Source organism: Streptomyces fulvoviolaceus (genome assembly GCF_000718165.1).
GTDB lineage: Bacteria > Actinomycetota > Actinomycetes > Streptomycetales > Streptomycetaceae > Streptomyces > Streptomyces fulvoviolaceus.
In genome coordinates this window covers 17414-31969 of record NZ_JOEY01000026.1, presented here as the reverse complement: position 1 = coordinate 31969, position 14556 = coordinate 17414, and the positions used below count along the sequence as shown (strand labels likewise).

Here is a 14556-nt window from a genome sequence, read left to right as displayed (position 1 = left end):
CCCGGGGTCATAGATGACTGAGCGTCAGCCCGCCGAAGGCAAGCGGGAGAAGGACCGGCCGTGGCTCATGCGCACGTACGCCGGTCACTCCACGGCCGAGGCGTCCAACGAGCTGTACCGGCGCAACCTCGCCAAGGGCCAGACCGGTCTGTCGGTCGCGTTCGACCTGCCGACACAGACCGGCTACGACTCCGACCACATCCTCGCCCGCGGCGAGGTCGGCCGGGTCGGTGTGCCGATCGCGCACCTCGGTGACATGCGCCGGCTGTTCCAGGACATCCCCCTGGAGCAGATGAACACCTCGATGACGATCAACGCCACCGCCATGTGGCTGCTGGCGCTCTACCAGGTCGTCGCCGAGGAGCAGGGTGCGGACATCACCCAGCTCCAGGGCACGACCCAGAACGACATCGTCAAGGAGTACCTGTCCCGCGGCACGCACGTGTTCCCGCCGGGACCCTCCCTCCGTCTGACGACCGACATGATCGCGTACACGGTCTCCCACATCCCGAAGTGGAACCCGATCAACATCTGCAGCTACCACCTGCAGGAGGCGGGCGCCACGCCGGTCCAGGAGATCGCGTACGCGATGTCGACGGCGATCGCGGTGCTGGACGCCGTCCGCGACTCCGGTCAGGTGCCGGAGGAGAAGTTCGGCGACGTCGTCGCGCGCATCTCCTTCTTCGTGAACGCGGGCGTCCGGTTCATCGAGGAGATGTGCAAGATGCGCGCCTTCGGCCGCATCTGGGACAAGGTCACGCGCGAGCGCTACGGCATCGAGAACGCCAAGCAGCGCCGTTTCCGGTACGGCGTCCAGGTCAACTCCCTGGGACTGACCGAGGCGCAGCCGGAGAACAACGTCCAGCGGATCGTCCTCGAGATGCTGGCTGTGACCCTCTCGAAGGACGCACGCGCGCGTGCCGTCCAACTCCCGGCCTGGAACGAGGCGTTGGGCCTGCCCCGCCCCTGGGACCAGCAGTGGTCGCTGCGCATCCAGCAGGTGCTCGCCCACGAGAGCGACCTGCTGGAGTACGAGGACATCTTCGAGGGCTCGAAGGTGATCGAGGCGAAGGTCGAGAAGCTGGTCGAGGAGTCCCTCGCCGAGATCGACCGGATCCAGGAGATGGGCGGCGCGATGGCCGCCGTCGAGTCGGGCTATCTCAAGTCGCAGCTCGTCTCCTCGCACGCCGAGCGCCGGGCGCGTATCGAGTCCGGCCAGGAGAAGATCATCGGCGTCAACATCTTCGAGACGACCGAGCCGAACCCGCTGACGTCCGACCTGGACACCGCGATCCAGACGGTCGACCCGGCCGTCGAGGCCCGGGTGATCGCGGGACTCCAGCACTGGCGCGACACCCGCTACCAGCCGCCCTTCAACCACCCGCGCCCCTGCAAGGCGCTGGAGAAGCTGAAGGAGGCCGCCAAGGGCACCGGCAACCTCATGGAGGCCACCCTGGAGTGCGCCCGCGCCGGTGTCACGACCGGCGAGTGGTCCGGGGCCCTGCGCGAGGTGTTCGGCGAGTTCCGCGCCCCGACCGGCGTCTCGTCGGCGCCGGTGGCGGTCCCGGCGGAGGAGGGCTCGGCCATGGCCGACGTCCGCCGCAAGGTCGACCTGACGGCGAAGGACATGGGCGTCGGCAAGCTGCGCTTCCTGGTCGGCAAGCCGGGCCTGGACGGACACTCCAACGGCGCCGAGCAGATCGCCGTACGCGCGCGTGACGCGGGCTTCGAGGTGGTCTACCAGGGCATCCGGCTGACGCCCGAGCAGATCGTGGACGCGGCCATCGCGGAGGACGTGCACGCGGTCGGCCTGTCCATCCTGTCCGGCTCGCACGCCCAGCTGGTGCCGGACGTGCTGGAGCGGCTCCGTGTGGCCGGTGCCACAGATATACCTGTCATCGCCGGTGGGATCATCCCCAATGGTGACGCCGAGCAGCTCAGGGCTGCGGGCGTGGCCGCGGTCTTCACCCCGAAGGACTTCGACATCACCGGAATCATCGGCCGCATCGTCGACGAGATCCGGAAAGCGAACAAGCTCGACCCCCTGGAGGTCCCCGCATGACCGTCAACCGTCTGCGTCCCCGCCGCTCGTGTCTCGCGGTGCCGGGAAGCAACCCCCGCTTCCTGGAGAAGGCGCAGGGCCTCCCGGCGGACCAGGTCTTCCTCGACCTGGAGGACGCGTGCGCCCCGCTCGCCAAGCCCGAGGCGCGGCACACCATCGTCAAGTTCCTCAACGAGGGTGACTGGACCGGCAAGACGAGGGTCGTGCGCGTCAACGACTGGACGACCGAGTGGACGTACCGCGACGTCGTCACGGTCGTCGAGGGTGCCGGCCAGAACCTCGACTGCATCATGCTGCCGAAGGTCCAGACGGCCCAGCAGGTCGTCGCCCTCGACCTCCTGCTGACGCAGATCGAGAAGACGATGGGCTTCGAGGTCGGCAAGATCGGCATCGAGGCGCAGATCGAGAACGCCCAGGGCCTCAACAACGTCAACGAGATCGCCACGGCGTCCCAGCGCGTCGAGACGATCATCTTCGGCCCGGCCGACTTCATGGCGTCGATCAACATGAAGTCGCTCGTCGTGGGTGAGCAGCCGCCCGGCTACCCGGCGGACGCCTACCACTACATCCTGATGAAGATCCTGATGGCCGCCCGCGCCAACGACCTCCAGGCGATCGACGGCCCCTACCTGCAGATCCGCAACATCGACGGCTACCGCGAGGTCGCCCAGCGCGCCGCGGCCCTCGGCTTCGACGGCAAGTGGGTGCTGCACCCGGGCCAGGTCGAGGCGTCCAACGAGATCTTCTCGCCCTCGCAGGAGGACTTCGACCACGCCGAGCTGATCCTGGACGCGTACGACTACTGCACGTCCGAGGCGGGCGGCAAGAAGGGCTCGGCGATGCTCGGCGACGAGATGATCGACGAGGCCAGCCGCAAGATGGCCCTGGTCATCTCCGGCAAGGGCCGCGCCGCCGGCATGCAGCGCACCAGCAAGTTCGAGATTCCGGAGGCGTGAGCATGCAGTTCGGGCGCACCTACGAGGAGTTCGAGGTCGGGGCGGTCTACAAGCACTGGCCCGGGAAGACGGTCACGGAGTACGACGACCACCTCTTCTGTCTCCTCACCATGAACCACCACCCGCTCCACATGGACACCAACTATGCGGAGAAGACGACGGACTTCGGCAGGAACGTCGTCGTCGGGAACTACATCTACTCCCTGCTGCTCGGCATGTCCGTGCCGGACGTCTCCGGCAAGGCGATCGCCAACCTGGAGATCGAGTCGCTGAAGCACGTGGCGCCGACCTTCCACGGTGACACGATCTACGGCGAGACGACCGTGCTCGACAAGTGGCCGTCCAAGTCGAAGAACGACCGCGGCATCGTCCACGTCGAGACCAAGGGCTACAAGCAGGACGGCACGCTGGTCTGCGTGTTCCGCCGCAAGGTGCTGGTGCCGACCGAGACGTACATCAAGGAGCGCGGCGGCGAGCAGCCCGGCCGCCCGGAGCTCAAGCAGCAGGAGAAGTAAGCCATGGCGCGACTTGCCCAGACCGCCGGTCTGACCGACATCCAGCAGGAAATCCTCTCCACCGTCCGCGACTTCGTGGACAAGGAGATCATCCCGGTCGCCACCGGGCTGGAGCACCGCGACGAGTACCCGCAGCAGATCGTCGACGGCCTCAAGGAGTTGGGCCTGTTCGGCCTGATGATCCCGGAGGAGTACGGCGGTCTGGGCGAGTCGCTCCTGACGTACGCGCTGTGTGTCGAGGAGATCGCCCGCGGCTGGATGTCGGTCTCCGGCATCATCAACACCCACTTCATCGTGGCGTACATGCTCAAGCAGCACGGCACGCAGGAGCAGAAGGACCACTTCCTGCCGCGCATGGCGGCCGGCGACATCCGGGGCGCGTTCTCGATGTCGGAGCCGGGCCTGGGCTCGGACGTGTCGGCCATCACCTCGAAGGCGGTGAAGGACGGCGACGAGTACGTCCTCAACGGCCAGAAGATGTGGCTGACGAACGGCGGAACGTCAAGTCTGGTCGCCGTACTCGTCCGAAGTGACGAAGGACACCCCGAGGGCACGGCGCCTCACAAGTCGATGACGACCTTCCTGATCGAGAAGGAGCCCGGCTTCGGAGAGGTCCGCCCCGGCCTCACCATCCCCGGGAAGATCGACAAGATGGGCTACAAGGGTGTCGACACCACCGAGATGATCATGGACGGCCTGCGACTTCCGGCCGATCGCGTGCTCGGCGGGGTCACCGGCCGAGGTTTTTACCAAATGATGGACGGGGTCGAAGTCGGCCGCGTCAACGTCGCGGCGCGTGGCTGCGGCGTCGCTCAGCGCGCGTTCGAGCTGGGCGTCTCGTATGCCCAGCAGCGTCACACCTTCGGCAAGCCGATCGCCCAGCACCAGGCCATCCAGTTCAAGCTCGCCGAGATGGCTACCAAGGTCGAGGCCGCCCATGCGATGATGGTGAACGCGGCACGCAAAAAGGACTCCGGTGAACGAAACGACCTTGAAGCAGGGATGGCGAAGTACCTCGCCTCCGAGTACTGCAAGGAGGTCGTGGAGGACGCTTTCCGGATCCACGGCGGCTACGGCTTCTCCAAGGAGTACGAGATCGAGCGCCTCTACCGCGAGGCCCCGATGCTGCTGATCGGTGAAGGTACCGCCGAGATCCAGAAAATGATCATCGGTCGCAGGCTGCTCGAAGAGTATCGATTCCAAGGCTAGATGTCCGAGTTCGGGGTGTTTTCTTCGAGAAGAAGATCACACCCCGTCAACACGGTTCAGCCGCCGACTCGGCTTCCTGGCTTACCCAGTTGTGGCCCGCGACCGGTACGATCCCGGGAAAGCCGCCGTCCCCCGTCACAGCGCGGCATCATCCGCTACGAAGGTCATCCATGCCCCACAGCCAAACCTCTGCACCACGCGACAGCCTGGCAGGCGTACGCCTCGCGCGCGGAGCATCGCCGTGGCTTCTCCCGACCGTCGCCACCGCAGCCCTCAGCCTGGTCCGCGCCCGCCGCTCGGGTGCCGCCAAGGCCGTCGCCGTGCCCGCCACCGCGCTCGCGGCGGGCATGCTGTGGTTCTTCCGCGACCCCGAGCGCGAGATCGCCCAGGGCCGGGTCATCTCGCCCGCCGACGGTGTGGTGCAGAGCATCATGCCGTGGAAGGACGGCCGCACCCGCGTCGCGATCTTCATGAGCCCGCTCAACGTCCACGTCAACCGCGCGCCGCTCTCCGGCACGGTGGCGTCGGTCGAGCACGTCCCGGGTGGGTTCGTTCCGGCGTTCAACAAGGAGAGCGAGAACAACGAGCGCGTAGTCTGGCATTTCGACACCGAACTCGGTGACATCGAGATGATCCAGATTGCCGGCGCGGTGGCCCGTCGCATCGTTCCCTACGTCCCCCAGGGGACGAAGGTCGAGCAGGGCGACCGCATCGGTCTGATCCGCTTCGGCTCGCGCGTCGACATCTACCTGCCGGAAGGCGTTGAGGTCGCGGTCGAGGTCGGTCAGAAGACCGTGGCTGGGGTGACTCGCATTGACCGTGATTGATCCGGAGACCCAGGCGGGCTGGGTGCCCGAGGCCGACGAGGTGGACGAAGAGGAGGAGATGCCCCTCTCTCTCCGCCTCTCAATAGCGGACACCCTCACCCTCGGCAACGCCACGTGCGGCTTCATGGCGGTGTACTTCACCACCACCGGCATCCTGATCCCGCACCTGACCGACAGCCAGGAGTCCGGGATGGCGCGCAACAGCGCGGCCACCGCGGTCATCCTGATGCTGTGCGCGGCCGTCTTCGACCTGTTCGACGGACTGGTGGCGCGCAAGCTGCGCTCGTCGCCGATGGGCGCGGAGCTGGACAACCTCTCCGACCTGGTCAGCTTCGGCCTGGCACCGGCGTACTTCGTCCTCGTCTACGGCATGGTCGCGGACGACGCGTCCCAGCGGGTGGCGGCGGTGGGGGCGATCGTGGTGCTCCTGGCGGTGGTGCTGAGACTGGCGCGGTTCTCGTGCGTGACGGTGAAGGACGGCACCTTCCAGGGCATGCCGTCGCCGTTCGGCGCGCTGACGGTGGTCTCGATCGTGCTGCTCGAGCTGCCCTTCGTGGCGACGCTGCTGGCCATCCTGGGGACGGCGTGGCTGATGGTGAGCCGGGTGGAGTACCCGAAGCCGCGGGGCCGCCTCGCGGTGGCGATGCTCTCCTGGATCGTCCTGTCGATGGGCCTCCTGGCCGCCTGGGCGTTCGACGCCCCGAGCGGACAGCTGCTCCTGCAGACGGGCTGTGCACTGCAGCTGGTCATGGGCGCGGTCATCCCGCTGTTCGCCACGGCCCGCCGGGTGAACAACTTCCGCGACAACCGGCGTGAGGCGCGGGCGGCGCAGCTCCCGTAATCGCGACTTTCGAGAGGGCCCGAACCGTAACCGGTTCGGGCCCTCTCGGCTGTCTCAGGCCCCTGGCGTGTACGCCTCGGCCATCTCGGACGCCTCGGCCTCCCGTACGACCTTCATGCCGCCCGTCACGCTCTTGTCCGGCTGCAGGATGACGCTCTGCTTGGAGGACGCGGACTTGGGATCCGTGAAGTCCTGGGCGATGCCGAAGCCGACGTCGAAGGAGTCGATCGACAGCAGGGCCTTGTCGACACCCTCCCTGGTGAGGTCCTTGCTCGCGCAGGCCTTCTTCAGGGCCTCGCCGAAGGCCGACACCGCGGTCCAGCCGGCGACGATGCCGTTGTCGAGGGCGTCCTTCGGATAGGCCGCCTGGTAGTCGGCGACGAGCTTCTTCGCCTCCGGGGTGTCCGCGCCGATGGGGAGCGAGGGCGAGGACACGTAGTAGTTCTTCATGAGGGCCGGTCCCGCCTGGGTGGCGAGGAGCTGGGGTGCGAAGGCTGAGTTGTTGCCGATGATCGGCACATTGAAGCCGCCAGCCGCGGCGACGCCGACGAGCGAGGCCGCCTGGCGCGGGCCCGCGCTGATGACGATCGCCTTGACGCCGGCCTGCTTGAGGGCGGCGACCTGAGCGGTCATGTCGTTGTCGGTGGGCTTGATCTTCTGTTCCACGACGGTCAGCCCCTCCTCCTGCGCGACGTGCCGGGAGCCGACGAGGGCGCTCTCGCCGTAGTCGCCCTCGAAGTAGACGTGACCGATCTTGTCGCCCTTCTTGATCCCCTTCTCCTGCATCAGGAAGTCGACGGCGTTGATCGTCTCGATGTCGTAGGTGGAGCCGATGACCCGGATGTACGGGCTGCCGAGGAGCGCGGCCGACCACGCCTGCGGCAGCACCAGCCCCTTGTCCTGGCCGTCGATGCGCTGCTTGACCGCGGCGACGAACGGGGACCCGATGAACTGGGCGAAGCCCAGCACCTTCGGCTCCAGTTCGGTGTACCCGGACACGGCCTTCTGCGGGTCGTAGCCGTGGTCACGGATCGACAGCCGGACCTTGTAGCCGCAGACGCCGCCGGCGGCGTTCAGCTGCTTCACGTAGAGCTGCTGGGCCTGGGTGACGCTCTTGCCGAGGGTGGCGTAGACGCCGGTCATGTCGGTGAGCGCGCCGAGGGTGATCGTCTTGCCGGAGATGCCGTCGCCGGTCTTCACCCCGCCCGCGGCCGCCTTGTCGCCGTCGTCGTCCTTGGCCTTGGAACTGCATCCGGCCAGCACGAGCAGGGCCGCTAGGGCGCCCGCGGCGGCCCTGGCCGCATACGTCGTGTTCATCGTTCCTCCCCTGGGTGGGTTGTGACGCGACGCCGGGCGGCCACCCTGACCAGGCCGCCGGGCAGGAACAGCACCACCAGCACGACGGCGGCGCCGTAGAGGTACCGGGATGCCTCGCCCGGTGCGATCCCGCCCGTGCCGGGGGCGGAGACCAGGGGCAGCGCATCGCTGTAGCGGGTCAGCAGCTGCGGCAGCAGCGACACGAACACGGCCCCGGCCACCGCGCCGGAGACCGAGCCGAGCCCGCCGATGACGATCATGGCGAGGTACTCCAGGGACAGCGTGATGCCGAAGTAGTCGGGCACCGTCCGCTGGAAGACCAGCGCGAGCAGGACGCCCGCGAGGCCCGCGTACATCGACGACAGCACGAAGACGGCGGCACGGTGGCGGGCGACGGGCACACCGATCACGCCTGCGGCGATGCGGTGGTCGCGGATCGCGTTCATGGCCCGTCCCGGGCGGCCGCGCAACACCCCGCGGGCGAACAGGGCGCCGGCCAGGAGGACGACCAGACCGGCGTACCAGAGCTTCTCCGCCGACCCGAACGGCACGGCGGCGACGAGGAGTTCACGGTCGTCGAAGGTCAGGCCGAACAGGTTCAGAGGCGGTACGTCACGGCCGTTGGCACCGCCGGTCAGGTCGTGCGCGTTGAACATCACGTGCTGGCCGATGAAGACGAGCGCGAGCGTGGCGATGCCGAGATAGGCGCCGCTGAGCCGGCCCGAGATGGGGCTGAACAGCCCGCCCGCGACGCCCGCGACCAGCACGGCGAGCACGGCCGCGAGCCAGGTCGGCAGTCCGAGCCCGGTCAGGCCGTCTCCGCCGTCGGCCGCGAACACGCAGTACCCATAAGCACCGACGGCGAGGAAGAAGGCGTGCCCCATGGAGAGCTGTCCGGTCGCGCCGGTGAGGAGGTTGATGCCGATCGCGCCGATGGCGGCGGCCATGGCGAACAGGCCTGCCTGGAGCCAGAAGCGGTCCAGGTAGAAGGGCAGGGCGAGGAGGAGGACGGCTGCGGCGGTCCAGACGTACGTCCGTGTCCTCCGTGTCCGAACGAGCCGCAACGGCTTCACCAGGGCTTCAGACACGGGCCAGCTCCTTCGTCCCGAACAGCCCGGCCGGCCGGATGAGCAGGATCGCCACCATGACCAGATACGGCGCCAGGTCGCCGAGACCACGGCCCAGGAACGTCAGATCGCTCTGGTAGCCGGTGGCGAGCGACTCCGTGATGCCGACCAGGAGCCCGCCGACCAGCGCGCCCGTCGTGGAGTCCAGCCCGCCGAGGATCGCGGCCGGGAAGGCCTTCAGCGCGGCGAGCGAGGTGGCCCGCTCCAGGCCCGGCGTCGGGAAGACGGTGAGGAACAGCGCGGCCACGGCCGCAAGCCCCCCTGCCACGGCCCAAGCCCCCAGCGACACCCGCCCCAGACGTACGCCCATCAGCGCGGCGGTCTCCGGGCTCTCCGCCGCCGCGCGCATCGCCACGCCCCACGAGGTGTACCGGAAGGCAAGCAGGAACGCGGTGATGAGCAGCGCCGCGGCCACGAACGCGGCGATCCGCGTGTGCGCGAGGGAGATCGACCCGAGCTTCAGCACCGCGTCGCCCCACGGGTCCCCCATCACCAGGACATCCGTGCCGATACGGCGGGTCAGTTCCGTGGTCAGCAGGATGTCGACGCCGATGGTGACGATGGCGAGGACGCTGTGGTCGGCACCCCGGTAGCGCCGCATGACCAGGAACTCCACGGCGGCACCGACCAGCGCGGCACCTGCGATCCCGGCGAGCAGCGCGGGCCAGAAGCCGATGTCGTCGTGGAGGGTGGCGGTGACGTAGCCCCCCGCCAACAGCAGTGAGGCATGGGCGAAGTTGACGACCTCGGTGGCCCGGAAGATCACCACGAAGCCGAGCGCGATGAGCGCGTAAACCGACCCCAACGAGACGCCGTTCAGGAGGATTTCGGCGAAGGTGCTCATGATCCGGCCCCCAGGTACGCGCGTACGACGGCCGGATCGTTCTGTACGTCGACGGGGGCGCCGTCGGCGATCCGGCGCCCGAAGTCCAGTACGGTCACCGCGTCCGCGAGCCGCATCACCACCCCCATGTCGTGTTCGACCAGCACGATCGAGATGCCGAGGCCGTCCCGGACGCCCGCGATCACGGCGGCCGTACGGCGCCGTTCGTCGGCGGTCATGCCCGCGACCGGCTCGTCCAGGAGCAGCAGACGTGGCTCCATGCACAGGGCGCGGGCGAGCTCGGCGAGCTTCTGCTGCCCGTACGGGAGGGAGCCCGCGAGGCGGTCCAGACAGTCCGCTATGCCGACGAACTCCGCGATCTCGCGGACTCGTTCACGGTGCAGCCGCTCCTCGCGGGCCGCCGAGGGCAGCCGCAGTCCGGCGGCCAGGAAGCCGGTCCGGGTGAGCCGGTGCCGGCCGAGGAGCAGGCTGTCCTCGACCGTGGCGCGGGGCGGCAGCGCGAGGTTCTGGAAGATGCGGGCGACGCCGAGGCCGGCGATGCGGTGCGGAGGCATGCCGGTCAGCTCGTGCGCGCCGAAGCGGACGCTGCCTTGCGTGGCCCGGTAGACGCCGGAGAGCACGTTGAAGCAGGTGGACTTGCCGGCGCCGTTCGGGCCGATGAGGGCGTGCACGGTGCCGGGGCGGACCGTGAAGCTCACGTCGTCGAGGGCGGTGAGCCCGGCGAATCGGACGGTCAGGTTGCGCACTTCGAGGGCCTCCATGGGCGTCACCCCTTCCACCGGGTGAGCGTCCGCCTGGTGGCGCCGGTCTGTTCGGCGTCCGCCGCCGCGTCCTCGTCGACCACTCCCAGATAGCGGCGGCGGACCTCGTCGGAGGCGGCCAGTTCCGCGGCGGGGCCGGACAAGGTCACCTCGCCGACTTCGAGGACGTACGCGCGCGTGGCGAGCCGCAGGGCGAGGGCGGCGTTCTGTTCGACGAGGAGGACAGAGGTGCCCTGGGCGTTGATCTCCCGGACGGTGTCGGCGATCCGCTCCGCCATGAGCGGGGCGAGGCCGAGGGACGGCTCGTCGAGGAGCAGCACTCTCGGAGTGGCCATCAGGGCGCGGGCGACGGCGAGCATCTGCTGTTCGCCGCCGGAGAGCAGGCCGGCGCGCTGCCCGGAGCGTTCCGCGAGTACGGGGAAGAGTTCGTGGACGCGGTCGAGGGCCGTGGTTCGACCTGAGCGGTCGCCTCCGAGGGCGCCCGCGCGCAGGTTGTCGGCGACCGTCATCCGCGCGAACACCCTTCTCCCCTCCGGGACTTGGGACACCCCGGCGGCGACCACCCGGTCCGGGGCGAGTCCGTCGAGGCGTCTGCCGTTCAGGTTCACGCTGCCCTCGGTGACCGCGCCGCCGTGGAAGGACAGCGTCCGGCTGATCGCCCGCAGCAGCGTGGACTTGCCCGCGCCGTTGGAGCCGAGGACCGTCACCACGGCTCCCTCGGGCACCTCCAGGGACACCCGGCGCAGTGCCCGCACGGGTCCGTATCCGACCGACAGGTCCTGTACGACCAGTCCGGAACCGCCCATGGACTTCCCCCTGTCCTGACTCGGTGTGGCGCTCACCCCAGCACCGGCGGGGGCGTCCGTCCACGGCCCGCGGCCGAATCGCTGCGGGTGACCAGCGGGCCGGGCCGCACGTTGTGCACGCGCACAACACCCCGTGTCAGGGGCCTGTGCGCGGCCGTGACCCGGTGGCATCCTCCGGACATGGGAGGGCGCCGACCGCGGACCGGTCATGACTGGAAGCTGCTCGCGGAGTCCTGCACGGCTCTGCTGGAACGAGTGCCGGAGCTGGTGGACGAGCACCTGCGGCAACTCACCGAGTACTCCCCCGTCTACGGGCGGGTGCTCCCGCACGACCAGCAGTGGCGCGAGGCGGAGGAGGCGATGCGGATCGGCATCGAGACGATCTCCGCGCCCCGGGACTCGCCGCGCCGCGACCTGGAGTACGCCGAGGACGCGGGCCGCCGCCGGGCCCAGCAGGGGCTGCCCCTGGACCTCCTCGTGCACGCGTACCGGAGTGCCGGCTACCTGGTGTGGGACGCGCTCGTGGAAGGGGCGGCCGGGCGGGAACCGGAGCGGCTCGCCGCGCTGATGCGCTCGACGACGATGGTGTGGTCGGCGGTGGACGCGCAGGCGCAGGCGGCGTCGGAGGCATACCGGTCCACGGAGGCGGAGCTGCGGCGGCGCACGGACGAGCAGTTGCAGGCGCTGCTCGACGCGCTCCTTGAGGGGCAGGCAACGCCGGGGCTCGCGGCGCGGGCGGCCGCGGGGCTCGATCTGCCGGAGCACGGGCCGTATGCGGTCGTGGTGCTGCGGGCCGAGCGGCGGGAGGCGTGCGGGCGGCCGGTGCGGGGCGCCGGGTTCCGGTTCATCTGGCGGATGCGGGCGGACTGCGAGGTCGGGGTCGTCGCGCTCACGCCCGGCCAGGGCCTGGACGGCGTGGCGCGGGCGCTGGACGGGCGGTGCTCGGGGCCGGGTGGCATCAGTCCGGTGGTGCCCGGGCTGGCCGAGCTGGGGCAGGCCCGGCGGCTCGCCGAGCTGGCCCTGCGCACCTGCACACCGGACGCGACCGCGGTCGTACGGCTCGACCAGCGGATGCCGACCGCGCTCGTGGTGAGTCAGCCGGAGCTCGCCGACCGGCTGGTGGCGGACGTGTTCGGCGCGCTCCTCGAGCTGGAGTGCGCCGACCGGGCGGTGCTCCTGGAGACCCTCGACGTGTGGCTGGCCTGCGAGGGCTCGGCGGGCCGGGCCGCCGGACGGCTGTACTGCCACCGCAACACGGTCTTCAACCGGCTGCGGCGGCTGGAACAGCTGACGTCACGGTCCCTGGCCCGGCCCAGGGACCTGATCGAGATGACGCTGGCGCTGGACGCGTACCGGTTGTCGGGCGCCCGGAGATGATCAGCCGGGATCAGGTCAGGAAATCCCGCGCGATCTGCTCTGCCACCCGCTCCAGGATCGGCCCGGCCTCCGCGATGCACTTCGCCACGTCCGGCTCGACCTCGGTCAGGGGGTACGCGCGCCGGATGCCGGCCCTGCCCAGGGCCTCCGGCGGCAGGGCGAGGCGTCCGCACACGGCGACGACCTCCTTGTGGGCGGCGCGGGCCGCGGCCGCGACGCCCGCCGGGGCCTTGCCGTGCAGGGTCTGCTCGTCGAGGGAGCCCTCGCCGGTGATGACCAGCGTCGTCGTCCGCTCCAGCGCGGGCCCGAAGCCCAGGACGTCGAGCATGACCTCGATGCCGGGGCGGAAGCGGGCGCCGATCAGCAGAGCGCCGTATCCGATGCCGCCCGCGGCGCCCGCGCCCGGTGCCGCGGCGAGCTCGGCCGCCTTGGCGCCGACCGCGCCCTCCAGCACGCGCGCGTAGTGGGCGAGTGCCTCGTCCAGCGTCTCCACGTCGTCCGGGGAGGCGCCCTTCTGCGGGCCGTAGACCGCGGGTGCGCCCTTCGGGCCGGTCAGCGGGTTGTCGACGTCGCTGGCGAGCACCAGCTCCACGTCGGCGAGGCGCGGGTCCAGGCCCGACAGGTCGGCCGAGGCCACCTCGGCGAGACCGCCGCCGCCCGGCGGGACCGGCTCCCCCTCCTTGTCCAGGAAGCGTGCGCCGAGCGCGGACAGCATGCCGGCGCCGCCGTCCGTGGTGGCGCTGCCGCCGACCCCGAACACGATCGTGCGGGCGCCCGCGTCGAGCGCGGCCTGCAGCAGTTCGCCCGATCCGTAGGTGGAGGCGGTGAGCGGCGCGAAGACGCCCTTGGGCAGCCGCTGCAGCCCGCTGGCCTCCGCCATCTCCACGACCGCGGTGTCCCCGCTCAGCGCGAAGGCGGCCGTCACCTCCTGCCCGAGGGGTCCGGCAGCCCTGATCTCGTGCCGCTCGAACCCGGCCGCGACCGCCGCGTCCACGGTCCCGTCGCCGCCGTCTGCCACGGGCAGCGCCTCGACCTCGAGGTTTGGCACGACCCGGCGCAGCCCGGCCGTCACCCGCTCGGCGACCTGCACGGCCGTCAGCGACCCCTTGAACTTGTCCGCGGCGATGAGCACCCTCTGGGCCCCTTTGCCTGCAGCGTCCGCCACCTTGCCATCCCCTTGCTCTCCAGGCCTCACGCATGTCAGGCCAGTCGCGCCGCAGCGACCTTAACCGGAGGTGGCCCCCGCCGTCATGCACCGCCGGACCTTGAGAACGCGCTGCGACTCCTCTGTGCGAGTGCCCGGAATTGGGTAAACCGGTCCTATGACCCCTGTGGGCACTGAGCCAGAGCTCGCCGACCGCATCCTCGGGGGCTGGCTGGGCCGGATCGCGGGCAACATGCTCGGCAAGCCGGTCGAGCAGGGCGACCTGTGGACGCGGGACCGTATCGACCGCTATCTGCGGCAGGCCGCCGCCCTCCCCCTCACCGACTACCTTCCGGAGCCCGTCGGCGACAACGACGGCTTCGAACTGCGCCCCGAGTGGCGCGAGTGCGTCCGCGGCCGCATCCACGGCAGCTGCCGCGACGACGACGTCGACTACGCCATCCTCGGCCTCGACCTCCTGGAGACCCACGGTTTCGCCTTCAGCACGGAGCAGGTGGGCGACCTGTGGCTGCTGCGGCTGCCGTATCTGCAGACCTTCACGGCGGAGCGGGCCGCCTATCGCAACCTCGCCAACGGGCTGAAACCGCCGCTGACGGCGACGTACGACAATCCGTACCAGGAGTGGATCGGCGCCCTGATCCGCGCCGACATCTACGGCTGGACCTGCCCGGGCGTCCCGCGCCGCGCCGCCTCCCTGGCCCGCCGGGACGCGGTGCTGTCCCACACCGGCAACGGCGTGCACAAATTCC

At 70.0% G+C, this 14556-nt stretch carries 13 protein-coding genes and 1 pseudogene; 8 read left to right on the top strand and 6 right to left on the bottom strand.

Going from position 1 to position 14556, the window contains the following annotated elements; all coding sequences use genetic code 11:
- Positions 1-13: 13 nt before the first annotated feature.
- The 6 genes from IG08_RS0127250 to pssA all read left to right on the top strand — a co-directional run bounded on the left by IG08_RS0127250 (position 14) and on the right by pssA (position 6410).
- Positions 14-2062: a protein meaA gene (locus IG08_RS0127250; protein ID WP_030607733.1), complete on the top strand. Its 2049-nt coding sequence runs from the start codon at positions 14-16 to the stop codon at positions 2060-2062.
- Positions 2059-3018 carry an HpcH/HpaI aldolase/citrate lyase family protein gene (locus IG08_RS0127245; RefSeq protein ID WP_030607730.1) on the top strand — a complete coding sequence of 320 codons (960 nt, stop codon included), beginning with the start codon at positions 2059-2061 and terminating at the stop codon, positions 3016-3018. The genes IG08_RS0127250 and IG08_RS0127245 overlap by 4 nt, the downstream gene beginning before the upstream one ends.
- Before the next feature lie 2 nt (positions 3019-3020).
- Positions 3021-3533 (top strand): MaoC family dehydratase, encoded by a 513-nt coding sequence (locus IG08_RS0127240; protein ID WP_030607728.1) that lies wholly within the window; start codon positions 3021-3023, stop codon positions 3531-3533.
- 3 nt (positions 3534-3536) lie between these two features.
- Positions 3537-4742, top strand: coding sequence for an acyl-CoA dehydrogenase family protein (locus IG08_RS0127235; protein ID WP_030607725.1), 1206 nt, complete (start codon positions 3537-3539; stop codon positions 4740-4742).
- Positions 4743-4912: 170 nt separating this feature from the next.
- Positions 4913-5569, top strand: coding sequence for a phosphatidylserine decarboxylase (locus tag IG08_RS0127230; RefSeq protein WP_030607722.1), 657 nt, complete (start codon positions 4913-4915; stop codon positions 5567-5569).
- A gap of 22 nt (positions 5570-5591) precedes the next feature.
- Entirely contained in the window at positions 5592-6410 is an 819-nt protein-coding gene (pssA, locus tag IG08_RS0127225; RefSeq protein ID WP_030607719.1) for a CDP-diacylglycerol--serine O-phosphatidyltransferase, read from the top strand.
- 54 nt (positions 6411-6464) lie between these two features.
- Here pssA and IG08_RS0127220 read toward each other — a convergent pair whose 3' ends face one another.
- The 5 genes from IG08_RS0127220 to IG08_RS0127200 are packed head-to-tail and all read right to left on the bottom strand — an operon-like array spanning position 6465 to position 11265.
- Entirely contained in the window at positions 6465-7727 is a 1263-nt protein-coding gene (locus IG08_RS0127220) for an ABC transporter substrate-binding protein (protein WP_030607716.1), read from the bottom strand.
- On the bottom strand, positions 7724-8815 hold the full coding sequence (locus IG08_RS0127215) for a branched-chain amino acid ABC transporter permease (protein ID WP_030607713.1): 1092 nt from the start codon (positions 8813-8815) through the stop codon (positions 7724-7726). Before IG08_RS0127215 ends, IG08_RS0127220 begins: the two co-directional genes overlap by 4 nt.
- Entirely contained in the window at positions 8808-9698 is an 891-nt protein-coding gene (locus tag IG08_RS0127210) for a branched-chain amino acid ABC transporter permease (protein WP_030607710.1), read from the bottom strand. Before IG08_RS0127210 ends, IG08_RS0127215 begins: the two co-directional genes overlap by 8 nt.
- Complete coding sequence (locus IG08_RS0127205) at positions 9695-10459, bottom strand: ABC transporter ATP-binding protein (RefSeq protein ID WP_052424905.1); 765 nt, start codon at positions 10457-10459, stop codon at positions 9695-9697. Before IG08_RS0127205 ends, IG08_RS0127210 begins: the two co-directional genes overlap by 4 nt.
- Before the next feature lie 5 nt (positions 10460-10464).
- The gene (locus tag IG08_RS0127200) at positions 10465-11265 is read right to left on the bottom strand and encodes an ABC transporter ATP-binding protein (protein ID WP_030607704.1); all 801 of its coding nucleotides are present in this window, start codon (positions 11263-11265) and stop codon (positions 10465-10467) included.
- 180 nt (positions 11266-11445) lie between these two features.
- On the opposite strand from IG08_RS0127200, the gene IG08_RS0127195 reads away from it, so the two are divergent.
- Positions 11446-12642 carry a PucR family transcriptional regulator gene (locus IG08_RS0127195; RefSeq protein WP_030607702.1) on the top strand — a complete coding sequence of 399 codons (1197 nt, stop codon included), beginning with the start codon at positions 11446-11448 and terminating at the stop codon, positions 12640-12642.
- 10 nt (positions 12643-12652) lie between these two features.
- Here IG08_RS0127195 and IG08_RS0127190 read toward each other — a convergent pair whose 3' ends face one another.
- The gene (locus IG08_RS0127190; RefSeq protein ID WP_030607699.1) at positions 12653-13774 is read right to left on the bottom strand and encodes a glycerate kinase; all 1122 of its coding nucleotides are present in this window, start codon (positions 13772-13774) and stop codon (positions 12653-12655) included.
- A 190-nt stretch (positions 13775-13964) separates the two neighbouring features.
- Between IG08_RS0127190 and IG08_RS0127185 the strand changes: the two are divergent.
- Positions 13965-14549 (top strand): annotated as a pseudogene (locus IG08_RS0127185) (ADP-ribosylglycohydrolase family protein); the annotation flags it as partial.
- Between the last annotated feature and the right edge of the window lie 7 nt (positions 14550-14556).